This is a genomic window from Streptomyces sp. NPDC002935, from assembly GCF_040611295.1.
Lineage (GTDB): Bacteria > Actinomycetota > Actinomycetes > Streptomycetales > Streptomycetaceae > Streptomyces.
In genome coordinates this window covers 41651-64057 of record NZ_JBEXNW010000031.1, presented here as the reverse complement: position 1 = coordinate 64057, position 22407 = coordinate 41651, and the positions used below count along the sequence as shown (strand labels likewise).

At 70.4% G+C, this 22407-nt stretch carries 27 protein-coding genes; 9 read left to right on the top strand and 18 right to left on the bottom strand.

The features are described 5' to 3' along the window. Positions 1-147: 147 nt before the first annotated feature. Together ABZX90_RS32780 and ABZX90_RS32775 are read right to left on the bottom strand one after the other, a co-directional pair. Positions 148-1086 (bottom strand): asparaginase, encoded by a 939-nt coding sequence (locus ABZX90_RS32780; RefSeq protein WP_351131667.1) that lies wholly within the window; start codon positions 1084-1086, stop codon positions 148-150. Positions 1087-1359: 273 nt separating this feature from the next. Continuing rightward, complete coding sequence (locus tag ABZX90_RS32775) at positions 1360-2016, bottom strand: AmfC protein (RefSeq protein WP_351131633.1); 657 nt, start codon at positions 2014-2016, stop codon at positions 1360-1362. A gap of 193 nt (positions 2017-2209) precedes the next feature. Here ABZX90_RS32775 and dtd point away from each other — a divergent pair, with 193 nt between their 5' ends. Beyond that, complete coding sequence (gene dtd, locus ABZX90_RS32770; RefSeq protein ID WP_351131632.1) at positions 2210-2635, top strand: D-aminoacyl-tRNA deacylase; 426 nt, start codon at positions 2210-2212, stop codon at positions 2633-2635. Positions 2636-2718: 83 nt separating this feature from the next. Here dtd and ABZX90_RS32765 read toward each other — a convergent pair whose 3' ends face one another. The 6 genes from ABZX90_RS32765 to ABZX90_RS32740 all read right to left on the bottom strand — a co-directional run bounded on the left by ABZX90_RS32765 (position 2719) and on the right by ABZX90_RS32740 (position 7991). Beyond that, positions 2719-3684: a folate-binding protein gene (locus ABZX90_RS32765; RefSeq protein ID WP_351131631.1), complete on the bottom strand. Its 966-nt coding sequence runs from the start codon at positions 3682-3684 to the stop codon at positions 2719-2721. Between the two features lie 68 nt (positions 3685-3752). Next, positions 3753-4178, bottom strand: a complete 426-nt coding sequence (locus ABZX90_RS32760; protein WP_351131629.1) for a transcriptional repressor — start codon at positions 4176-4178, stop codon at positions 3753-3755. A gap of 121 nt (positions 4179-4299) precedes the next feature. Further along, positions 4300-4875: an FABP family protein gene (locus ABZX90_RS32755; protein ID WP_351131628.1), complete on the bottom strand. Its 576-nt coding sequence runs from the start codon at positions 4873-4875 to the stop codon at positions 4300-4302. 262 nt (positions 4876-5137) lie between these two features. Continuing rightward, positions 5138-5938, bottom strand: a complete 801-nt coding sequence (locus ABZX90_RS32750; RefSeq protein ID WP_355211052.1) for a hypothetical protein — start codon at positions 5936-5938, stop codon at positions 5138-5140. Between the two features lie 212 nt (positions 5939-6150). Further along, a complete protein-coding gene (locus ABZX90_RS32745; RefSeq protein ID WP_355210947.1) occupies positions 6151-6954 on the bottom strand; it encodes a hypothetical protein in 804 nt (267 codons plus the stop codon). 197 nt (positions 6955-7151) lie between these two features. Next, positions 7152-7991: a hypothetical protein gene (locus tag ABZX90_RS32740; protein ID WP_355210944.1), complete on the bottom strand. Its 840-nt coding sequence runs from the start codon at positions 7989-7991 to the stop codon at positions 7152-7154. A gap of 157 nt (positions 7992-8148) precedes the next feature. Between ABZX90_RS32740 and ABZX90_RS32735 the strand changes: the two genes are divergently transcribed. Next, the gene (locus ABZX90_RS32735) at positions 8149-8511 is read left to right on the top strand and encodes a DsrE family protein (protein WP_261702080.1); all 363 of its coding nucleotides are present in this window, start codon (positions 8149-8151) and stop codon (positions 8509-8511) included. Here the strand turns inward: ABZX90_RS32735 and ABZX90_RS32730 are convergent. From ABZX90_RS32730 to ABZX90_RS32710, 5 genes are all read right to left on the bottom strand, one after another. Next, positions 8505-8900 carry a VOC family protein gene (locus ABZX90_RS32730; protein ID WP_351131621.1) on the bottom strand — a complete coding sequence of 132 codons (396 nt, stop codon included), beginning with the start codon at positions 8898-8900 and terminating at the stop codon, positions 8505-8507. The genes ABZX90_RS32735 and ABZX90_RS32730 overlap by 7 nt on opposite strands. 106 nt (positions 8901-9006) lie before the next feature. Further along, positions 9007-9270: a DUF3099 domain-containing protein gene (locus ABZX90_RS32725; RefSeq protein WP_351131619.1), complete on the bottom strand. Its 264-nt coding sequence runs from the start codon at positions 9268-9270 to the stop codon at positions 9007-9009. A 188-nt stretch (positions 9271-9458) separates the two neighbouring features. After that, positions 9459-9746 carry a DUF1416 domain-containing protein gene (locus ABZX90_RS32720; RefSeq protein WP_054232391.1) on the bottom strand — a complete coding sequence of 96 codons (288 nt, stop codon included), beginning with the start codon at positions 9744-9746 and terminating at the stop codon, positions 9459-9461. 30 nt (positions 9747-9776) lie between these two features. Next, on the bottom strand, positions 9777-10622 hold the full coding sequence (locus tag ABZX90_RS32715; protein ID WP_351131617.1) for a sulfurtransferase: 846 nt from the start codon (positions 10620-10622) through the stop codon (positions 9777-9779). A 147-nt stretch (positions 10623-10769) separates the two neighbouring features. After that, positions 10770-10850 (bottom strand): putative leader peptide, encoded by an 81-nt coding sequence (locus ABZX90_RS32710; RefSeq protein WP_350310325.1) that lies wholly within the window; start codon positions 10848-10850, stop codon positions 10770-10772. Between the two features lie 314 nt (positions 10851-11164). On the opposite strand from ABZX90_RS32710, the gene ABZX90_RS32705 reads away from it, so the two are divergent. Further along, positions 11165-12040, top strand: coding sequence for a transposase (locus tag ABZX90_RS32705; RefSeq protein ID WP_355210938.1), 876 nt, complete (start codon positions 11165-11167; stop codon positions 12038-12040). Positions 12041-12074: 34 nt separating this feature from the next. Here the strand turns inward: ABZX90_RS32705 and ABZX90_RS32700 are convergent, their stop codons facing one another. The 4 genes from ABZX90_RS32700 to ABZX90_RS32685 form a co-directional block, all read right to left on the bottom strand. Then, positions 12075-12818: a DUF2993 domain-containing protein gene (locus ABZX90_RS32700; protein WP_351131613.1), complete on the bottom strand. Its 744-nt coding sequence runs from the start codon at positions 12816-12818 to the stop codon at positions 12075-12077. A 169-nt stretch (positions 12819-12987) separates the two neighbouring features. Next, entirely contained in the window at positions 12988-14181 is a 1194-nt protein-coding gene (locus ABZX90_RS32695; RefSeq protein ID WP_355210935.1) for a hypothetical protein, read from the bottom strand. Positions 14182-14189: 8 nt separating this feature from the next. After that, complete coding sequence (locus ABZX90_RS32690) at positions 14190-14444, bottom strand: MoaD/ThiS family protein (RefSeq protein ID WP_351131610.1); 255 nt, start codon at positions 14442-14444, stop codon at positions 14190-14192. A 66-nt stretch (positions 14445-14510) separates the two neighbouring features. Then, positions 14511-15392 (bottom strand): alpha/beta fold hydrolase, encoded by an 882-nt coding sequence (locus ABZX90_RS32685; protein WP_351131608.1) that lies wholly within the window; start codon positions 15390-15392, stop codon positions 14511-14513. Positions 15393-15645: 253 nt separating this feature from the next. On the opposite strand from ABZX90_RS32685, the gene ABZX90_RS32680 reads away from it, so the two are divergent. Further along, positions 15646-16464 carry a response regulator transcription factor gene (locus ABZX90_RS32680; protein ID WP_351131607.1) on the top strand — a complete coding sequence of 273 codons (819 nt, stop codon included), beginning with the start codon at positions 15646-15648 and terminating at the stop codon, positions 16462-16464. A gap of 23 nt (positions 16465-16487) precedes the next feature. Further along, positions 16488-17510: a LacI family DNA-binding transcriptional regulator gene (locus ABZX90_RS32675; protein WP_351131606.1), complete on the top strand. Its 1023-nt coding sequence runs from the start codon at positions 16488-16490 to the stop codon at positions 17508-17510. Positions 17511-17676: 166 nt separating this feature from the next. On the opposite strand, the gene ABZX90_RS32670 is transcribed toward ABZX90_RS32675, so the two are convergent. Beyond that, positions 17677-18183 carry a VCBS repeat-containing protein gene (locus tag ABZX90_RS32670; protein ID WP_355210930.1) on the bottom strand — a complete coding sequence of 169 codons (507 nt, stop codon included), beginning with the start codon at positions 18181-18183 and terminating at the stop codon, positions 17677-17679. Positions 18184-18682: 499 nt separating this feature from the next. Between ABZX90_RS32670 and ABZX90_RS32665 the strand changes: the two genes are divergently transcribed. The 4 genes from ABZX90_RS32665 to ABZX90_RS32650 all read left to right on the top strand — a co-directional run bounded on the left by ABZX90_RS32665 (position 18683) and on the right by ABZX90_RS32650 (position 22337). Then, a complete protein-coding gene (locus tag ABZX90_RS32665) occupies positions 18683-19894 on the top strand; it encodes a trypsin-like peptidase domain-containing protein (protein ID WP_355210927.1) in 1212 nt (403 codons plus the stop codon). Positions 19895-19908: 14 nt separating this feature from the next. Continuing rightward, positions 19909-20088, top strand: a complete 180-nt coding sequence (locus tag ABZX90_RS32660; RefSeq protein WP_351131671.1) for a hypothetical protein — start codon at positions 19909-19911, stop codon at positions 20086-20088. A gap of 78 nt (positions 20089-20166) precedes the next feature. Beyond that, positions 20167-20898, top strand: a complete 732-nt coding sequence (locus ABZX90_RS32655) for a response regulator transcription factor (RefSeq protein ID WP_351131602.1) — start codon at positions 20167-20169, stop codon at positions 20896-20898. Next, a complete protein-coding gene (locus ABZX90_RS32650; protein ID WP_355210924.1) occupies positions 20895-22337 on the top strand; it encodes a HAMP domain-containing sensor histidine kinase in 1443 nt (480 codons plus the stop codon). The genes ABZX90_RS32655 and ABZX90_RS32650 overlap by 4 nt, the downstream gene beginning before the upstream one ends. Positions 22338-22407: the final 70 nt, after the last annotated feature.

Genomic DNA, 22407 nt, shown 5'->3' with positions numbered 1-22407 from the left:
CCACCCAGAGCCCGCGCCCGGCGCCGCGGAACGCCGCCCCAATCCCCCGCCTCACGCGCAACCCCGCAGAACGCCCGGCCAATCGCCCCGCCTCGCGCGCACGCCCTCAGATAGGCCGACTCAATCCGCCGCCTCGCGCCCGGCGCCTCAGAAAGCCGCCCGGATCTCGCCCACCTCGCGTCCGCCGCCCAGCAGGGGTGCGCTGCCGATCCGCGCCACCACCGGCGCGTCCACGCCCAGCAGGCCCAGCGCGCGGGCCAGGACGGGGCCCAGTGCCCGGCCCCCGCCGTCGTCGATCTTGAAGGCGAGCGCACGGCCGTCGGGGAGGGCGACCGCCTGGACTGCTTCGGCGCCCATCTTGGAGAGGGCGCCCGGGATCTCGCGCATCAGCCAGGTGTCGGGGCGCCGGGTGCCGGCCACGTACTCGGGGTGCGTGCGCATGGCGTCGGCGACGCGGCGCTCGGCGGAGCCGGGGGCCGCGAGGACGAAGGAGCGGAAGGCGCGGGCGAGGCCGGCGAGGGTGATGGCCATCAGCGGCGCCCCGCAGCCGTCCGTGCCGACCGCGGCGACGGTCTCCCCGGCGTTCTCCTCGACGACGGAGTGGATCAGCCGCTGGAGGGGGTGCCCGGGATCGAGGTACGAATCGGTGGGCCAGCCGCGCTGCGCGCACACCGCGAGCATCGCCGTGTGCTTGCCGGAGCAGTTCATGGTGACCCGGTCGCGCACAGCACCGGAGGCGAGGAAGGTCTCGGCCTCGGCGGGGTCCAGCGGCAGATCCGGCGGGCACTGGAGCTGCCCGGCGGTCAGTCCGTGCTCGACGAGCATCTTGTGGACCAGGTCGCGGTGGAAGATCTCGCCGGAGTGGCTCGCGGCGGCGAGGGCGAGGCGTTCCCCGGACAGATCCAGGCCCGCGCGCAGGACGCCCGCGGCCTGCATGGGCTTGTTCGACGAGCGGGGGAAGACCGGCGCCGTCACGTCGCCGAGCGCCAGCTCGACCGTCCCGTCCGCGGCCAGCACCACCAGGCTGCCGCGGTGGCGGCCCTCGACGAACCCGGAACGTACGACCTCGGCGAGGACCGGGAGCATGTCGGGCGTACCGGGCGTACCGGGCGTCCATGTCGTGCCGGGCGTACTGGGCGCACCCGGCACGCCGGGTATGCCCGGTGTGCCGTCGGGGACGGGGGAGCCTTCGGGCGTGCGGGGAGCGACGGACATCGGCGGTGGCCTTCCGGAACGGGACCCGCCCGGAAGGCGACGGCCGGGTCGTGTCCCGGACCGCGCCCCGCCTCCGCGGAACGGAAGCGCGCCTCCTGGATTCCGGCGCCCTCCCTCGGCCCCGGGATCGCCGGGGCCGCCACGTCACATGAGCAGGTCGTCTACTTGTGCTTCACCTTCACGGTACCTGCGGGCGATCTCGGCGCTGCAGTCGTCGGCCGTGCGCTGAAGCTGCTGGCGCTGCCGGGAGACCTGCTGCTCATAGCGGACGAGGCGTCCCAGTCCCGCGCCGAGCTCTTCGTCCGTCCGGGCGCCGAGGTCCGACAGCTCCACCTCGGCGAGCATGTCGGCGGCCAGCGCCCGGTACTCCTCGCCGCGCGGCGTGCCCACCGTCACATGACGGGCGGAGGAGCGGTACCGGGCCGGCGCGTCCGTCAGGATCTCCGAGAGCCGCTCGACGACGGACGGGTTCCGGCCGTCCACGAGCGACCGGTGCCCGGAGGCCGCGCCGGGCAACCGCCGCTCCCCGCGGCGCGCGAGCTCCGCGCGCAGGATGTCGATACGCCCCTGGAGCAGCCGCCGGACATAGCTGAGGTCGGCCTCGTCCCGCTGGGAGTCCCGGCGCAGCGTCCGCAGCTCGGGCAGCCGGAGCACCTCGATGTCGGGCCGGGCCGGATCGGCCGCCAGCGGGCCGCTGTCGGTGCGCTGCACCGGCGGCCGGGCCGTCATCCGCTCCGCCCGTGCGCTTGTGCGGGTCAATGACACGGCCCCGGGCTGCTGCCCGGTACTCGATGTGCCCATGTGCCTCTACCGTCCCCTCGAACAGCGGTCCACCCAACGGGTGCACCGCGACACCCCGCATCGTGCCACCCTCTGTGGTCGCCATGTGACCGAGTGCCCCCGATCGGCCCCGGATGGCGGGTCGGTTCCCCCTGAAAATCACGCGAAGGGCCCGCGGCGCGCGACGCCGCCATGACACGGCATCATGGTCCGCATGCGTGCGGTGGTGCAGAGGGTGGACGGCGCGAGCGTCGTCGTGGACGGCGAGACGGTCGGCGAGATCAGCGGCGAGGGACTGTGCGTCCTCGTCGGGGTCACACACGAGGACACCAAGGAGAAGGCGGCCCAACTCGCCCGCAAACTCTGGTCCGTTCGGATGTTGGCCGAAGAGCGGTCCTGCTCCGACATCGACGCGCCGCTGCTCGTCATCAGCCAGTTCACGCTGTACGGCGACGCCCGCAAGGGCCGCCGCCCCACCTGGAACGCCGCCGCACCCGGCGATGTGGCCGAGCCCCTCGTCGACGAGGTCGTCGCCCAACTCCGCGCTCTGGGCGCCACGGTGGCCACGGGCCGCTTCGGCGCCCAGATGCGCGTCTCCCTGACGAACGACGGCCCGTTCACCGTCCTCCTGGAGATGTGAGCCCGCCCGAAGGCGCGAGTACTCCCGGTTCTCCCGGAGATGTGAGTCCTGTCGGAGGTACGGGCCGCCCTCAGATGTGAGCCCTACGGCTCGACCACGACCTCCTGCGCCGCCGCCGTCGAGTCCGCCATCAGCCGGGCGTCCAGCGGCACGTTGCGCTTCACGAGGGCCAGGGCGATCGGGCCCAGTTCGTGATGGCGTACGGATGTCGTGATGAAGCCGATCTTGCGGCCGTCGGGGTCCTCGTCCGCGAGGCGCAGCTCGGTGCCGTGCGGGGGCAGATGGACCTCGCTGCCGTCCAGGTGGAGGAAGACCAGCCGACGCGGGGGCTTGCCCAGGTTCTGGACGCGGGCGACCGTCTCCTGGCCGCGGTAGCAGCCCTTCTGGAGGTGCACCGCGGTGCCGATCCAGCCCAACTCGTGCGGGATGGTGCGGTGGTCGGTCTCGAAGCCGACGCGGGGCCGGTGCTGCTCGACCCGCAGGGCCTCGTGGGCGAGGAGTCCGGCCGCGGGGCCGGCCTTCTCGGCGAACGACTCCAGGTCCGCGCGCGGGAGGAAGAGATCACGGCCGTACGGCGTCTCGCGGACGACGACTCCCTCGGGGACCTCGGCGATCGAACCGGCCGGGAGCTCGACGACCGCGAAGTCGGCGGTACGGTCGGCGACTTCGACGCGGTAGAAGAACTTCATCGACTCCAGGTAGGCGATCAGCGCGTCCTGGGTGTCGGGTTCCGTGTGCATCCATACCGTCGTGCCGTCGTCCACGAGGTACAGCGCGTGCTCGATGTGGCCGTGCGCGGAGAGGATCAGCGCCTCGGTGGCGCGGCCCGCCGGGAGGTCGGTGACGTGCTGGGTGAGCAGCAGGTGCAGCCAGGTGAGCCGGTCGTCGCCGGTGACGGTGACGACTCCGCGGTGCGAGAGGTCCACGAAGCCGATCCCGTCGGCGAGGGCGCGCTGCTCACGGAACAGGTCGCCGTAATGGGCGGCGACGCCTTCGTCCACGCCTTCGGCGGGAACGGCGCCGGGCAGGGACAGGAGTGAGCTCTTCATGGACATACACACTACGACCGCGCGGCCGCCGATTTTATTTCTGCGCCGACGACCGTGTGATCACCGGGTCACTTGTCCCGGGCCGTGCAGTCCTTGCAGCGTCCGAAGATGGCGAAGTGCTTCATGTCCGTCTCGAAGCCGAAGGTGTCCCGGAGCTTCGCGGTGAACTCGGCGGCGACCGAGACATCGGCCTCGATGACGTTCGTGCAGTCGCGGCAGACGAGGTGGATGTGGTGGTGCCGGTCGGCCAGGTGGTAGGTCGGTGCGCCGTGGCCCAGATGGGCATGGCTGACCAGATCGAGCTCCTCCAGGAGCTCCAGGGTCCGGTAGACGGTGGAAATGTTGACCCCCGACGCCGTCTTCCTCACTTCCACGAGGATGTCGTCGGGGGTCGCGTGCTCCAGGGTGTCCACTGCTTCGAGGACAAGCTGGCGCTGCGGCGTCAGCCGGTAGCCGCGCTGCCTGAGGTCGCTCTTCCAGTCGGTGCTCACCACACTCGAAGTCTAGGACCATTCCCCTCGGTGCCGACCTGATGAACTGCACGGCGACCTACGAACTGCGGGGCGACCTGGGCCACGAACTGTGCGGCGACCTACTGGGCGACTACCGTGCGGCCTACTTGAAGAAGGCGATCCCGTCGTCCGGCATGTCGTCGGGCAGGTCCTTGGCCCAGCGCTCGACGTCCTCCGGGGTGACGACCTTCTTCAGGTGCCCGGACATGTAGGGGCGCAGCTCGACCTCGGGGGTCTGCTTCTCGCCGACCCACATGAGGTCGCTGTGCACATAGCCGTAGAGGCGCTTGCCGCCGCTGTAGGGGCCGGACGCGGCCGTACGGGCCACGGCGTCGGTGACCAGGTCGATCTGCGGCTTCTTGTCGGCCAGCTCGCCGTACCAGATCTCGACGACGCCGTCGTCGCGGGTCATCACGACCTCGACCTTGCGGTCGGCGTCGACGCGCCAGAAACCGGTCTCCGTCTCCAGCGGCCGGACCTTCTCGCCGTCCGCGTCGAGCACCCAGCTGTGCGAGCGGTACTCCAGGAAGTCCCGCCCGTCGTGGGTGAAGCTGACCTCCTGCCCGAAGTTGCACTTCTCGGAGCCGGGGAAGTCGTACACGCCGACTCCGGCCCAGTCGCCGAGCAGGAAGACAAGGGGGACCAGGTCCTTGTGGAGGTCCGACGGGATCTCGATCATGAGCTGAGCAGTTCCTTGATGGGGGTCAGCGCTGGCCCTGGTACAGCTTCTTCACGGTCAGTCCGGCGAAGGCGAGCACGCCGACGCAGACCAAGGCCAGCAGGGTTTCGAAGAAGATCTCCACGGGGTGCTCCTCGGTGAGCTGAACGGGTCCCCGCTCGGGCGCAGCCGAGACCGGGGTGGTACACAAAAGCCGGGCCCCAGCTTACGCGGCTGGGGCCCGGCACTCTCTTTCAGGTGCGCCCTGTCGTGGCGAGCGGCCTCAGCCGAGGAGCTGGCTCTGCAGGACCACCGTCTGCTGGAAGGGGATCTCGGGCGCGGCACCCTTGCGGGACTGCACCACGAGGGCCACGGTGTCCCCGGCCAGCAGGCACGCCTCCCGGGCCTGCTCGGCGCCGTACGGCTTGCTCTCCGCGTACGCGTACCGGACGACCTCGTCGACCGATACCTTGTCGGGGAACTGCCCGTCCCGCTCGGTCAGGGCTGCCTCCCGCAGCGCGTACCGCGGTGAGTCGTAGTTCGCCAGCTCGTCGGTGACGAGCTCGTAGGCGGCGGTGGCGGTGCCGAACTGGAGCAGGTAGACCCGCGTCCGGGTGCCGTCGGCGACGGTCCAGCCGCGCGCGGCGATGTGCCGCAGACCGTAGTCGGTCAGCAACTGGTCCATGGTTTCCCCGTCCGCCTTCCCGTACTGCGCCAGGAAGTTCTTCCGCGCCAGCCAGCCGTCCTCGCCGCGCAGCGCCGCGTCGGCCTTCGCGCCCTTCGGGGCCGGGAGCAAGAGCTTGCGCAGATCGGCGTAGTGGGAGCCTGCCTTGTTGGAGTCAGCGAACGGTCCCGGGCTGCCGGACGGCAGTGGAGGCCTGACGATCGTCGGATACTCCCAGCGCCCGTCGGACTCCGTCGCAAGACCGGGTACGTCGGTGCGCTCCATACCGGTGATGCCGTACGCGGCGGCGGAGCCGACGGCGGCGACGACCACGGTGGCGGCGGTCCAGCGCAGGACGGCGCGCAGCACCCGGCGGTCCTTCTTGACCTTGACGGGCGCCGCCTGAGGCTCGACGGCCATCCCCTCGACCGCGGCGGCCGTGGGCGGCGCCTCGGCCGGCGGCTGCTCGGCCGCCTGGGGGCCGGCAACCTGCGGTTCGACTTCCGGTTCTACGGGCTGCGGTGCGGGTTCCGGTTCGACGGACTGCGGTACGGGTTCCGGTCCGACGGGCTGCGGTGCGGCCTGCGGTACGGATTCCGGCGTGATCTCCTCGACCGGTGTCGTCTGCTCGGTCATACCGCTTCCCCCGGCTCCTGGATACGGTCGAGCTGCTCGCGGAAGAGCTGCGCGACCCTCTCGGTGTCCAGCGGCTTGGCCGCGTAGGCGATGGCGTTCACCAGCACGTCGCCCTGGTAGCCGGAGCAGATCATCAGGTCGAGCTCCTCCTTCTTGTCCGTGGGCGGCAGGAAGCACCTGGCGTTCTTGTGGCCCTTGATCTTCGGGCCCGAGCGGAAGATCTCGAGGGCGTCGAAGAACTCGTTCTGGAACGTCGACATGTTCCGGACGGCCTGCCTGTCCTCGATCTGGGACAGCTCGATCTCGGCGGTGAAGGTGGCTGCGCCGCCGATCGTGGAGCCCACGTTGAGGTAGCTGCGCATGGCGATGCCCTTGGTGTGCTGCTTGTCGATCTGCTTCTCGATCCGCCGCCGTTGGGAACGCGGCAGATCGCGGAGCGACTCCTTGCGCAGGGCTGTGGCCGCTCCGCCGTTCAGCGCGGCATCGGTGCCGAACCCCGCGATGTCCGGACCGCGGCTCAGGTGCGTGTCGTTGTACGGCACGAGCATGGCGGCGAGCGACGATGCCGGCTTCGGCGGCTCGGTCTCCTCGCTCACGGTCTTCGGGAACTTCCAGGACGGCGCGCCGGCGTCGCGGTCGGCGTCCTGAACGGTCACGACGGTGTAGGCGCTGCCCGCGACGACGGCACCGACGAGCAGCACGGCACCGGCGACGGCGGCGACGCGGCCACGGCGAACGCGCTTCTTCACCTGCGCGGTCTCCGCGGCGACGGTCTCCGGTGCGGCCGACTGCGGCAGCACCGGTGCGACGGCGTTCGCGTCAGGGGAGTCCGGCCCAGTTGAAGCCGGTTCGGTAGAAACCGGCTCGGTAGAAACCGGCTCGGTAGAAACCGGCTCGGTAGAAACCGGCTCGGTAGAAACCGGCTCCAGAGCGTTCGCCTCAGGTGTGGCCGGGGCCGGAACGGATTCCGCGTCCTCAGGGTTCACAGGTCGCTCGTTCACAGCCGCTCCAACTGCCGCTCGGCCAGGTCCATGATTTTCGACTTCGGGATCGGCTTGGAGTCGTAGATCCAGATCTCCATGGCGATGTCACCGCGCGAGGCCGTCGCCTGCGCCTTGTAGAACGGCAGGTATCCGGCCTTCCTCTCCGGCTCCGAGAGGTAGACCATGCCGTCGCCCGCACCGGGGACGGGCCAGCTCCGCGTTTCCCGCACGTCCCACCCGCTCGCCTGGGCCGCCGCGCTGAGGTACTCCTCCTGGCGGTACTGCACCAGCCGGATCTGGACGCTGTAGGCGCGTCCCTCGGTCCAGCTCACTCCGGCCCCCCGGCGGAACTCCGCCTTGATCAGATCCGTGAACTCGCGGTCCGCGTTCTTCAAGGAGTCCGCGTAGGCCGCCAAGGTGAGCCAGCCGTCCTGTTCGGGCGCCCAGTCGGGCACCTTCGTGCCCTTCGGCCGGCTGATCAGCAGCTTGCGCAGGTCGCCGTCCGTCTTCACCCGGTGGTCCTGGGCGGCGGACAGCGGCTCGGGGCCGTCGCCCTTGGCCTGGGCCACCACCGGCTGCGAAAGCGGTGGCAGCTTCGTGGGCTCGCGATCGGCCTGGACCAGATATCCGGCGCAGGTGCCGGCGACGAGACCGAGCACGGCGGCCGTGGCGATGAGCAGGGCCGTACGCCCGCGCCGACGGGCCCTCGGCACGGACGGGACACCGCCCGATTCGGCGGACTCGGCGGACTCGGCGGACTCGGCGGACTCGGGGAGCTCGACGGACTCGGCCGCCGGAACCTCCACGGACTCCACGGACCCCGCGGACACGGCGGACCCCGCGGACTCGGGCACGCTCGGTCTTTCCGGTGTTTCGGGTCTTTCAGGTACTACCAAGACGTCCCCCCACTGAACGTGAAGCGTGGATTCCGTATCCGCGCGCACAGGAGACCCATGGCCCACACATGGGGTTGCACGGACGTTGATCACGATTCGGAATACGATGGCGGCCATGGCGAACAAGCTCGTGATCAAGGTGACGGCGGGGGCCGATGCCCCGGAGCGCTGCTCACAGGCGTTCACCGTCGCGGCGGTGGCCGTGGCCAGTGGCGTCGAGGTCTCCCTCTGGCTGACCGGGGAGTCCGCGTGGTTCGCGCTGCCGGGCCGCGCCGCCGAGTTCGAACTGCCGCACGCGGCACCGCTGCCCGATCTGATCGACTCGATCCTGGCGGCCGGGCGCATCACCCTGTGCACCCAGTGCGCGGCCCGGCGCGACATCACGGAGAAGGACGTCCTGGAGGGCGTACGGATCGCGGGTGCGCAGGTGTTCGTGCAGGAGGCGATGGCGGACGGGACGCAGGCGCTGGTCTACTGACCGCGTCTGCGCCGTGCGCGCGTGTCCACCCAGAGGCAGAAGGGGTGGCCCGCCGGGTCGAACAGCACCCGTACGTCCTCCTGGGGCTGTTGGTCAGCGAGCCGGGCACCCTGCTCGACGGCGTGGGCCGTCTCCTCGGCCAGGTCGTCGACCTCGATGTCGAGATGGAGCATCATCCGCTGGTCGCCGGGGCCCGCGGGCCAGACCGGCGGTGTGTAGAGCGGCTCGGTCTCGAAGGCGAGCGCGACCCCGCCGAACGGCGGGCCGATGAGCACCCAGTCGGGCTCCTCGGCGCGCACCTCGTATCCGAGCAGCCTCCGGTAGAAGTCGGCCAGTTCATGGGCGTCGGGCGCGTCGAGCACCACGGTGGACAACCTCGTACGCGACATAGACGCCTTTTCCGCTCCCACCACTGCCGCCGAATCACGGCTGCCGCTTCGCTGCCGCCGTTTTCCACCGCTGCCGCGCTACCGCTGCCGCTCTACCGCTGCCGCGCTACGGCTGCCGTCGTTTCTTGCCGTCCAGTTCGTCCCACCACTCGTCGGACTTCGCGTCCCCGGACGGGTCGTCCCACCATCTGTCCTCGGGCCCGCGCCGGTTGGCCACCATCGCGGCCACCGGCGGAATCACCATGGCCACCACACACATCCCGACGGCCACGGGAACCGACCACAGCCGTACGACTCCCCAGGCGAGGACGAACAGCACGATGCACGTCCCCATCATGGCGAAGTACAGGTGACGCCTGCGTGCGTACATACCACCAGCGTAGGCCCGGACAACCCGTCCGGCTCAGCGTCGGCGGGCCCCGAGGGGCCGGGACGGGCGAGGACGGGCGGGGGAGGGCAAGCCGAAGGGCCGCACCCCGATCCGGTAAGCGTCCAACCCCCGGGGGTGCGGCCCTTCGGCCGTTCAGTCGACTGCCGTCAGGGACGGCGGTCTGCCGTTCAGACGGCGATCGCGACCTCGGCGAGGCCGCCCGTCTGGGCGACGACCGTGCGGTCGGCGGTGCCACCCGGGACCAGGGCCCGGACGGTCCACGTGCCCTCGGCCGCGTAGAAGCGGAACTGGCCCGTCGCGGAGGTGGGGACCTCCGCCGTGAACTCGCCGGTCGAGTCCAGCAGACGGACGTAGCCCGTCACCGGCTCGCCGTCGCGGGTCACCTGACCCTGGATCGTGGTCTCACCGGGCTTGATCGTCGAGGCGTCGGGGCCGCCGGCCTTCGCTCCACACATATTTCGATTCCGTCCTTCAGGCCTTGAGGGTTACTTGTTGGCGCCGAGCTCGATCGGCACGCCGACGAGGGAGCCGTACTCGGTCCAGGAGCCGTCGTAGTTCTTGACGTTCTGCACGCCGAGGAGCTCGTGCAGAACGAACCAGGTGAGCGCGGAACGCTCACCGATGCGGCAGTAGGCGATCGTGTCCTTGGCGAGGTCGACCTGCTCGTCGGCGTAGAGCTCCTTGAGCTCGTCGTCCGACTTGAAGGTGCCGTCGTCGTTGGCGTTCTTCGACCACGGGATGTTGCGGGCGCTCGGGACGTGGCCCGGACGCTGCGACTGCTCCTGCGGCAGGTGCGCCGGGGCGAGCAGCTTGCCGCTGAACTCGTCGGGCGACCGGACGTCGACCAGGTTCTGCGAGCCGATCGCGGCGACGACGTCGTCGCGGAAGGCGCGGATCGAGGTGTCCTGAGCCTTGGCCTTGTAGGCGGTGGCGGCGCGCTCGGGAATCTGCGAGCCGTCGACCAGGTCGCGGGAGTCGAGCTCCCACTTCTTGCGGCCGCCGTCGAGCAGCTTCACGTTCTCGTGGCCGTAGAGCTTGAAGTACCAGTAGGCGTAGGACGCGAACCAGTTGTTGTTGCCGCCGTAGAGGACGACCAGCGTGTCGTTGCCGATGCCCTTCGACGAGAGGAGCTTCTCGAAGCCCTCCTCGTCGATGAAGTCACGGCGGACCGGGTCCTGGAGGTCCTTGGTCCAGTCGATCCGGATCGCGTTCTTGATGTGGTTCTTCTCGTACGCCGACGTGTCCTCGTCGACCTCGACGACGGCCACGTTCGGGTCGTCCAGGTGATCCTGGACCCAGTCGGCGCCTACCAGGACGTCGCTGCGGCTCATGCTCGTTCTCCTCCGGGGCAGTTGCGGCGGGGTGGTGCGTTGGAGAGGGTGCGCGGTGATGCGTGCCGGTGAGGGCTGCGCGGCGCAATGGTGGCCCGGACAAGAGAGGTCCAAGGGCCCGGCTCGCGGAAGGCAGAAGGCTTCCGCTCAGAAGGTGCGACAGAGCATGGCGGCGACGCGGCACAGGTCTACTGCCCGCCGCTTCGTGAGATCCGCCTGTCGCTTCATGGGTCCGATCGTAGGGACGGACAGGCGGGCATGTCACCGGTGTGTCGGATGCTGAGACGCGATCGTCCGCACTGTGATACGAGTGCGCCGTCGGGGCCCGGCCCGCACGGGTTCCGGGGGCCTGTATCGGTCATCAGATCGACAGCGCATCTGCGCTACGGACGAGGCCGTCTCGCCCTTCGGACAGCCACACTCCGACGGGGCCTTCTGGCGGGGCGGTCGGGCCTTCTACTGAAGAAACCATATGGACGTGCAGGTTGTGGACGACGCGATGACTGGTGCACACGTCGGGATTTGGATTCCAGCATCGTGACATGCCGAAGATCGGCCGCGTCCGCTTCCACTGGACCAAAGACCTCCCCGTCGGCAAGCGTGCCGACGCAGAGAACCGGATCACCGGTGCACGCCTGGTCAAGGACCCGCTCGGCTGGCACATCGCCTTCCGCGTCCAGACCCTCGAAAAGACGTCGGAAACCCACCAGGGGCCGGAGATCGGCATCGACGTCGGCATCACCGTTCCCCTCGCCCTCTCCGACGGCGCAACGTACGAGCACGGCGAATGGCTGACCAACCGGGAACAGGCCAGGCTCCTGGGTCTGGAGCAGCGCGCCGCCCGCCGCAAGAAGCACCGCACGCCCGGTGAACGCACCTCCCGCCAGCTGCACCACACCTACGACCAGATCGCAGGACTGCGCGCGAAAGCCAAGCGCCGGGCCACGGACTGGCAGCACAAAACCACCACCCACATCGCCCGCACGTACAGCGTCGTGGTGGTGGAGGCATTGCAGATCACGAACATGGTCAAGTCCGCCAGAGGGACCGTCGAGGAGCCGGGGAAGAACGTCGCCCAGAAATCCGGGCTGAACCGCTCGATCAGCGGGGAGGCGTGGGGCCGCACGGTCACCCTGCTGACGTACAAGACCGCCCGCCAGGGCGGCACCCTGGCCAAGGTCCCCGCCCCGAACACCTCCCGACGCCGCTCCGCATGCGGCTTCACCACCCCCGGCAGCAGGGAGACCCAGGCCCTGTTCGTGTGCAAGAACCCCGACTGCGGATGGTCCGGCAACGCCGACCACAACGCGGCCCGGAACATCCTGCACCTGTACCGGACGGGCCACGCGCTCGTCCCGGCTGCCGGGAGGACAGTCGCCAGGCGCGCACCGCGCGTCAAGCCCGCCACCGCAAGGTAGAGGGGAATCTCCCTGCTTCAGCCGGGAGAGCACTTCAACCGACCAGCCTGACGTCCGAACCCTTCACCGAGATCTCGACGCCGCCCGGGGCCGCCTCGACCTTGTCGAGCTTGATGCCGCCGGGCAGTTCCTCGATCTTCTGCTGGAAGTCGGTGATCGAGCGGATCCGGCCCTCGGCGAGCTGGACGCCCAGCTTGGGCAGGGAATCGGCGTGCACCTTCACCGTGTCGCCGGAGACGGTCACGGAGCTGAGCACCGAGAGCGTCCGGGACGACTTGGAGCCGGGGGCGGTCACCGCGACGGCGACCTTGACCTTGCCGTCACCACCGTCGGAGAGGCCTGTGACCTGGGTCTTGATCCCGAACCCGACGTCCACGGGCTCGGGCTTGGCGGCCTTGAGCAGCTCGGCGTACGAGATCGACGCGCTGCCGGTGGCGCTGTCGGCGGTGGCGGAACTGTAGTCACCGCTGAAGGCGACGCCGTGCATCTCGGCGTTGAGGTCGTCGATACGGATCGTGCCGGCGGCGGCGTCCGTGCCGCCTGTCGACGCCTCGTAGTTCTTGATGCCGATCTTCACGTCGTCGAGTTCGCCGCCGACGACCTGGGTGAGGAAGGGGAAGCCCTCGATGGACACATCGGGGGTGGTCGCGAGGCCCTCGGTGCTCCGGAGCCGGTCCGCCGCCTCGTCCTCCGCGAACCCGACCGCCACCCGGTCGGCGAGCACGAACAGACCGCCGAGAACGACTAACAGGATCAGGCTTATTCGCAGTGCGCGCATGCTCGTTGTTCCCCCACCTGGGACGGCCCGTCTGGACGGCCGAGTGACCGCCGAGCGCGAGCCTAACCCCGAAGGGCCCCCGAAACGGGGGCCCTTCATGAGGCTTGTCGATCAGCTGTGACGATTCGTGAGCTCGAATGACCGGATCTGATCGGAATGGGGCACTCGATCAGCCCAGCGCGCGGCCCAGCAGGTAGACCGCCGGGGCGGCGGCGGCCAGCGGCAGCGCCACGCCCGCGGTGAAGTGGACGAACCGGGACGGGTAGTCGTAGCTCGCCACCCGGTGCCCGATCAGCGCGCACGCACCCGCGCCGAGGCCCAGGAAGGCGCCCTGCGTGCCCAGGTCCGTCATCCCGCCGACCGCGATACCGGCGCCCGCGGCGGCCAGCAGCGCCACCACCACGGAGGCCGCCGTGGGCAGCGGCAGCGCGCGGGCCAGGATCGCCACGGCGACCGCGGCCGCGCCCACCGTCACGGCGTCCGGCTCGGCCGCCAGGTGCCCGGCCGCGATGATCGACAGCGCCGCGGAGACGACGGTCGCCATCAGGCCGTACATCCGGGTGTCCGGATCGGCGTGACTGCGCAGTTGCAGCACGAGGGTCAGCAGCACCCACACGCCGAGGGTGCCGAGGATCGCCGCCGGCGCGTTCTCCCGGCCCGCGGCGAGCAGGGCGACGTCCGCGGTCAGCGCACCGGCGAACGCCAGCGCGATGCCCTGCCGGGCGGGCCACATCCCGTTCAGCCGGAACCATCCGGCCGCGGTGACGGCCTGGAGCATGACGAGGGGGACGACGAGCGCGAACTCCCCGAGCGCCGCCGCCCCGGAGAGCAGCAGCGCGAGCACCGCCGTCAGCGCGGCCGGCTGCATCCCGGGCTCGATGATCGGCGACCGTCCCTCGGCGCGGGCACGCTGGGCGTCGGTGACCCGGGTGTTGCCGACGACGGTCGCGGGCCCGTAGGCCGCGGCGGCCCCGCTCGCGCTCTCGGGGATCGTCCCGCCGGGGCGGGACGGGTCGGCCGGGCCGTCGGTGCCGGGCGCGTCGTGGGCGGCCGGCGCGTGCGCCGGGGTCCACGGCCCCGCCGGAGCCTCGGGCGGCAGGGGCTCCCCCACGACGCCGCCGTACCCCTGGGGCTCGCCGTACGGCTGGTAACCCTGCGGGGGCAGATACGCGGTGTCCGACGAGGAGACCGGCGTCTGCGCCTGCGTCTCCCAGGTCTGCCCCTCCCACTGCTGGGTGTGCTGCTGCCACTCGGGCTGCTGCTGGGGCTGTCGCTCCTGTTCCCGCCGGGACTTCTGCTGCGGCGGCTGCTGCTGGTACGGGTCGTACCCCTCGTACCGACCCTCGTACGGCTGGTTGCTCATCGTCTCGGTCACCCTCCTGCGAACGGCGGGAGCACCTCGACCGTGCCGCCCTCGGCCAGCCGTACCGTCTCATGCCCGCGGCTACCCACGGGGTCACCGTCTATGAGGAACGAGCATCGCCGCAGGACGCGGACGAGTTCGCCGGGGTGCCGTTCGCGGGCCGCGTCGAGTGCCTCGGCGAGCGTGCCCGCCTCGTACGGCTCCTCGGCGACGCCTGCCGCGGCCTTGGCGGCGGCCCAGTAACGCACCGTGCCCTTTGCCATCTCGTCCCTCAATCAGCGATCCGGTGTCTGTGCGTTCGCGCGCGTGTTTGCGTGAACCCCGTCAGGCTAGCCCGCGTGTGCGAGGGCCCAGTCCCCGATACGGGCGAGCAGGTCGTCGGCGGCGGCGTTCTCGGCGTGCCCCATGCCGTGCTCCAGCCACAGATCGGCGTGGCCGTCGGAGGCCTCGGCCAGCATGCGCGGGTGGTCGACGGGGAAATAGCCGTCCTGGTCGCCGTGGACGATGAGGAGCGGGGTCGGCGCGATGTGCGGGACGCACTCGACCGGGGACTCCGGCACCGGGTCCCAGTCGCGGTGGTGGATACGGGTCCGCAGGCCGAACCGGCCCACGAACCGACCCTCCGGACGGGTTACCAGCCAGTGCACCCGCCGCATAGGGGCCGTACCCCGGTAGTACCAACGGGCCGGTGCGCTGACCGAAACCACCGCGTCCGTACGCGCCCCCGTGCGCCCCTCGTGCTCCCGGCCGGGCACCGGCTCACGACCGGACCCCGCGCCCCCTTCCCCGTACAGCGCCGCATGACGCAGCACCACCGAGCCGCCCATCGAGAAGCCGACGGTCGCGATCCGGGTGTGCCCGAGTTCACGCGCCCAGGCGACCGCGGCCGCCAGATCGTGGACCTCGCGGTCGCCGACCGTGGAACGGCCGCCCGATCCGCCGTGACCACGGAAGGAGAAGGTGACCACGGCCGCGCTGCGGCTGAGGACACCGGCCGCGCGGCGCACGTGCGGACGCTCCAGATCACCCGTGAATCCATGCGCCACGATGAACGCAAGGTCACCGGACGACCCCGTTCCGGGGTCGTAGGCCGCATCGATCGTCACCCCGTCGACCGTGCGCAGAAACCTCCGCAAAGGGACGCGCGCCGTTGTCTCAAGGCGTGGACTATTGAAAGATCGCGTCACTTGACCTGCCGGACCTGAGCTCATGTGGGCTATTCTGCTGGGCATGAGGACTCGGGCAGAGTAGCCCCCGGGTCCTTTTGTGCTTTCGGAAGCGTTGTATACGAAGCGGGAAACCGCAGGTGTACGGGGCCTCGGACGCACAGCGGATCCCAGGGGCGCGGGAACCGCACGTACAGAGCAGTGCCGCAAACGTCCTCGCAGGGACCGAGGAGGAACCAGACGTTATGGGCGAGCGAACCGTGCACGAACGCAGGACGACCCAGGTGGGTGAGGCGCGATGAGTTCTCTCTTGCTCCTGACCAATGCCCTTCAGCCGTCGACGGAGGTGCTTCCCGCTCTCGGCCTGCTGCTGCACAACGTGCGCGTGGCTCCGGCCGAAGGCCCAGCTCTCGTCGACACCCCCGGTGCCGACGTCATCCTCATCGACGGACGACGTGATCTCCCGCAGGTCCGCAGCCTGTGCCAGCTGCTGCGCTCCACGGGACCCGGCTGTCCACTCATCCTCGTCGTGACGGAGGGCGGCCTCGCGGCCGTCACCGCCGACTGGGGCATCGACGACGTCCTCCTCGACACCGCCGGTCCGGCGGAGGTCGAGGCGCGTCTGCGGCTCGCGATGGGCCGCCAGCAGATCGTCAACGACGACTCCCCGATGGAGATCCGCAACGGCGACCTCTCCGTGGACGAGGCGACGTACAGCGCCAAGCTGAAGGGCCGGGTCCTCGACCTCACCTTCAAGGAGTTCGAGCTCCTGAAGTACCTCGCGCAGCACCCGGGCCGCGTCTTCACCCGTGCCCAGCTGCTCCAGGAGGTCTGGGGCTACGACTACTTCGGCGGTACGCGGACGGTCGACGTCCACGTACGGCGACTGCGCGCGAAGCTCGGGCCCGAGCACGAGTCGCTGATCGGAACCGTCCGGAACGTCGGTTATCGATTCGTTACCCCGGAAAAGGTGGACCGCGCCGCGGACGGGGCGAAGGCCAAGGCGGCCCAGCCAAAGCCGGATGATGCGGACGAGACGGCGCACCTGGACGCCGCCGCCCCGGCGGACGCCCCGGCGGAGCAGCAGGAAGCCGCCGTACGCCCTGCCCAGAGGTAGGTCCATCCGCGTAGACTCCGCGCGTGGCCAAGGTGACTCGGGATGATGTGGCGCGACTGGCGGGTACTTCCACCGCCGTCGTCAGCTATGTCATCAACAACGGACCCCGGCCGGTTGCCCCGGCCACGCGCGAGCGTGTTCTCGCCGCGATCAAGGAGCTGGGGTACCGGCCCGACCGGGTCGCCCAGGCCATGGCCTCGCGGCGGACAGAGCTCATAGGCCTGATCGTGCCGGACGCGCGCCAGCCCTTCTTCGGGGAGATGGCGCACGCGGTCGAACAGGCCGCCGCCGAGCGCGGGAAAATGGTCCTGGTCGGCAACTCCGACTACATCGCCGAGCGCGAGGTCCACTATCTGCGCGCCTTCCTCGGCATGCGGGTCTCCGGACTGATCCTCGTCAGCCACGCGCTGAACGACCACGCGGCCGCCGAGATCGACGCGTGGGACGCCCGCGTGGTGCTCCTCCACGAGCGCCCCGAGGCGATCGACGACGTCGCCGTCGTCACCGACGACATAGGGGGCGCCCAGCTCGCCACCCGGCACCTTCTGGAGCACGGGTACGCGTACGTGGCCTGTCTCGGCGGTACGGCCGAGACGCCCGCCGTCGGCGACCCCGTCTCCGACCACGTCGAGGGCTGGCGGCGCGCCATGCAGGAGGCCGGCATACCGACCGAGGGACGCCTCTTCGAGGCCCCGTACAACCGGTACGACGCCTACAAGGTCGGCCTGGAACTGCTCGCCGGGCCGCACCGGCCGCCGGCCATCTTCTGCTCCACGGACGACCAGGCGATCGGTGTGCTGCGCGCCGCGCGCGAACTGCGCATCGACGTGCCCGGGCAGCTCGCGGTCACCGGGTTCGACGACGTCAAGGAAGCGGCCCTGACCGACCCTCCTCTGACAACGATTGCATCGGACCGGTCGGCCATGGCCCGCGCGGCCGTGGACCTCGTCCTGGACGACGGGCTGCGGGTGCCCGGGTCCCGGCGCGAGCGGCTGAAGCTGTTCCCCTCACGGCTGGTGGTACGCCAGTCCTGCGGCTGCGAATAGCCCCGCCGGCGCCGCACGCGCGGCCCACACGCACGGCCTGCACGCCCTGCCCACACACTCAGCGCACGCGAAAAGCGGAGATCCCCGCGCCCCTGACGGGACGCGGGGATCTCTGTTTCCCGAAGGAAGGAAAAGCAGAAAGCAGGAAGAGCAGGAAAAGCAGGAACTAGAACAGCAGGTTGTACTGGTTGAAGCCGGTGCCGAGGCTCTTCCGGGTGCCGAACAGGCTGCTGGAGGCCTTGTTCGTGCCGGGGTAGAGCCAGAGCGTGCCGCCCGAGTCACGGGCGAGAACGTCGGCGATACCGTCACCGGTCACGTCGCCGTTGGCCACGTTCGAGGTGAAGTTCCAGCCCGTACGAGCCTGGATGCGCGCGGCGAACGGGGTCTTCTCGACCTGCGTACCCCGGTAGAGGTACAGAACGCCGGAGGTGCTGCGGACCAGCAGGTCCGCGCGGCCGTCGCCGGACAGGTCGCCGTGGCCGAAGATCTTGACGCCCTTCCATGCCTTGTCGACGACCTTGACGCGGCCGTAGAACTGGCCGGTGCCCTTGCCCGGGTAGAGGTAGACCGAGCCGTCGGAGTCCACCGCGACCAGGTCGGGGCGGGAGTCACCGGTCATGTCGCCGGGGATGGCGTAGGACTTGTAGCCGCCCCACACCGAGCTGATCTGCATCCACTCGAACTCGCCCGAGCTGTGGTGGTCAGCGCCAGCGCGAGAGCGGCCGTCGGCAACGCCGTGGCGGGGCGTCTCCAGCGGGCGCGCAGGGCAGGTATCACTCAGGACTCCTGGTGTGGGTGCGTGTGCTCGTGAAAGGCCCGAGAAGGGCGTACGACGCACCGGCCCGACCGTCGACGGCAATCGCTTGCATCGACATCGGGCGTAACCGCGGAGCCCCCCTCCGGCCCGGAGATCGTAGGCCTCACCAGCCCCTGGACACACGGCCTTCACACCGGTCGGACAAGTATTCGCCCTCGGCCTTCCGTGACATCACCCGGAGGCAACCCGTTGTTTGCCGAGCCCGCCCGGACCCCCGGGGAGAGACGCACGGAGAAAGAGCCGCGAGCACACCGGAAGCCCACAGGAAGCGTCTTTATATCGGGCATACGAGCTTCTGTCGGGCTTCTCAGGGACCACTCAGGGAGCTCTCATGATCGGGGGACAGTCTTTTTTCATGACCGAGAGCTTCCGCCGCAGCGGCGAGTACCCCCAGGGCGACGACCACGGGTCCGCGTACCCCCAGCAGCAGTCGCACCCCTCCTCTTCCCCCGTGAACCCCGAGTGGCCTCCCCCGCCGGCGTACGGCCCGGGCACGCCGGTCCACGTCGAGCCGGGCACCACCGTGTGGCCGGGCTCCGGTCACGGTGGCAGCGGCGGGAACGGCGGCCACGGCGGCGGCCCGTACGCCGGTTACCCCGAGCCCGACGCCGGCTCGACCGCCGTGTTCGCCGCGGCCCCCGGCGCTCCGGAGCCCGCCCCCGCCGCCAGGCGCCGCGCCAAGGGGCCGTTCGCCCTGCTCGCCGCCGTCGCCATCGTCGCCGCGGCGATCGGCGGCGGCACCGCGTACGCCTTCCAGGAGCTGACCGGCAACGACACCGTCGCCTCCAGCAGCACCACCAGCACCAACGTGGTGCCCACCAGCCAGAAGGGCACGGTCTCCGGCGTCGCCAAGGCGGTCAGCCCGAGCATCGTCGAGATCAGCGCGACCTCGAGCGCGGGCTCGTCCACCGGCTCGGGCGTGATCATCACGACCGGCGGCGAGATCATCACGAACAACCACGTCATCTCGGGTGCCTCCGCGATCAAGGTGCAGCTGAACAACGGCATGTCGTACACCGCGAAGGTCGTCGGCACCGACAGCAAGAAGGACCTCGCACTGATCAAGCTGGAGAACGCGCCGTCCGGCCTGAAGACCGCGACGCTCGGCGACTCCGACGGCGTCCAGGTCGGCGACCAGGTCGTCGCGATCGGCTCCCCCGAGGGCCTGACCGGCACCGTCACCAGCGGCATCGTCTCCGCCCTCGACCGTGACGTGACCGTCTCCACCGACGAGAGCCAGGGCCGGCAGCAACAGCAGCAGGACGGCGGCAGCGGCCAGTGGCCGTTCGAGTTCGGCGGCCGGCAGTTCAACGGCGACACCGGCTCCTCCACGACGACGTACAAGGCCCTGCAGACCGACGCCTCGCTCAACCCGGGCAACTCCGGCGGCGCCCTGATCGACATGAACGGCAACATCGTCGGCATCAACTCCGCGATGTACTCGGCCGCTTCGGACTCCTCTTCGTCCTCGTCGAGCGCGGGCAGCGTCGGCCTCGGCTTCGCCATCCCGATCAACACCGTCAAGTCCGACCTGGCCACACTGCGGGCCGGCGGTTCCGACAGCTGACCCCGGAGGTCGCCATGATGATCAAGCATGTCGCGCACACCGCCGCCGGCGGCGACCCGGCCGGACTCGGCCTCGCCCTGGCGGTCGCCCGCGAACTGCACGCGCCCGCGCGGCGCGCCCCGGAACTGGCGCCCGCCGTCTCCCGGCCCGCACCACGCCGGACCTCCACCCGCCGCCGTACCGTACGAAGCTGATCCATTCCGGGACAGCCAGGAACGTGCGAGGCTGAAAGCACCCGATCTCGACCCATGCCACCCGAGGAACCCACACCCATGAGCTCCGCCGAAGGCGACCGTGACACCCAGCGCATCCTGATCGTCGACGACGAGCCGGCCGTGCGCGACGCACTCAAGCGCAGCCTCGCCTTCGAGGGGTACGACACCGAGGTCGCGGTCGACGGTGCGGACGCCCTGGAGAAGGCGACGGCCTACCAGCCCGACCTGGTCGTCCTCGACATCCAGATGCCCCGCATGGACGGCCTCACCGCGGCACGCCGGATGCGCGGCGCGGGCACGACCACGCCGATCCTCATGCTGACGGCCCGTGACACGGTCGGCGACCGGGTCACGGGCCTGGACGCCGGGGCGGACGACTACCTCGTCAAGCCCTTCGAGCTCGACGAACTCTTCGCCCGCATCCGGGCGTTGCTGCGGCGCAGCTCGTACGCGGCGTCGGCGGGTGCCGTACCCGAGAACGACGCGCTGACCTTCGCCGACCTGCGCATGGACCTGTCGACGCGCGAGGTCACCCGCGCGGGGCGCCCGGTGGAGCTCACCCGCACCGAGTTCACCCTGCTGGAGATGTTCCTGGCCCACCCGCGCCAGGTCCTCACCCGCGAGCAGATCCTGAAGGCCGTCTGGGGCTTCGACTTCGAACCGTCGTCGAACTCTCTCGACGTGTACGTCATGTACCTGCGCCGCAAGACGGAAGCGGGCGGCGAGCCGCGCCTGGTCCACACGGTGCGGGGCGTGGGGTATGTGCTGCGGTCCGGTGGCGCGGAGTGAGAAAGGTGCTCCGCCGGTTCCGCTCCCTGCCCATCCGGGCCCGGCTGTCGCTTCTGGTCGCCGCAGCCGTGGCGTTCGGGGTGGCGACGGTCTCGGTCACCTGCTGGTTCATCGTGCAGGGGAAGCTGTACGAGCAGGTCAACAACGATCTGCAGAGGGGCATGAGGGCCCCGACGCCCGCGATCGTCAGCGCGCTCAACTACTGCACCGCGACCCCGGACACGGCTGTTCCTCCCTTCCGGAACAACTACGTCCAGGTGGTCAAGGAAAACGGAACGGCCTGCGTCCTCGACAACTCGATCGGCAAGGTCAAGGTCACCCAGGCCGACAAGACCGCGATCAAGAGCGGCGAACTCCGCAAGACCTACTTCCGCGACGGCACCGACCAGGACGGCAACGCGGTGCGGGTGATGCTTCAGCCGCTGGCCACCACCACGGCCGACGGGCAGCCCGGGCCCAACGTGGGTCTCATGATCGCCGTCTCTCTGAAGAGCACCGAGTCCACGCTCAACGACCTGGCGCTGGTCCTGCTTCTCGTCTCCGGCATCGGAGTGGTCGGCGCCGGAGCCGTGGGTCTCTGGGTCGCCCGGGCCGGCCTGCGCCCCGTCGACGAGCTCACCGACGCCGTCGAGCACGTCGCCCGGACCGAAGACCTCACCATCCGCATCCCCGTGGACGAGGAGAGCGACGACGAGATCGCCCGGCTCTCCCGTTCCTTCAACTCGATGACCGCCTCCCTCGCGAGCTCGCGCGAGTTGCAGCAGCAGCTCATCGCCGATGCCGGGCACGAGCTGCGGACGCCGCTCACCTCCCTCCGGACGAACATCGAACTCCTCACCCGCAGTGAGGAGATCGGCCGCCCGATCCCCCCGGCGGACCGCAAGGCGCTGCTCGCTTCCGTGACCGCGCAGATGACCGAGCTGGCGGCATTGATCGGCGACCTTCAGACACTGTCGCGGTCGGACGCGGGACACCCGGCCGACCGGGTGGAGGTCGTGGCACTCCAGGACACCGTGGAGGCGGCCCTGCGCAGGGCGCGGCTCCGCGGACCGGAACTGACGATCACGGCCGAACTGGAGCCCTGGTTCGTCCGGGCGGAGCCCTCCGCGCTGGAGCGGGCGATCGTGAACATCCTCGACAACGCGGTGAAGTTCAGCCCCGGGGGCGGCACGGTCGACGTCCGGCTGAAGGACGGCGAACTGACCGTGCGCGACCACGGCCCCGGCATCCCCACCGACGAACTCCCGCACGTCTTCGACCGCTTCTGGCGTTCCCCCGACGCGCGGGCCCTCCCCGGCTCGGGCCTCGGCCTGTCCATCGTGGCCCGCACGGTCCAGCAGTCCGGCGGCGAGGTGTCGCTGCGCCCCGCGGAGGGCGGCGGCACGATCGCGACCGTACGGCTACCGGGAGCTCCGACGGCCCCGCCCGACATGCCCTGACCGATACGCCCCGGCCGATGCGCCCTGACCACGAACGAGCCCCCACCCGAATCCGGGTGGGGGCTCGTCC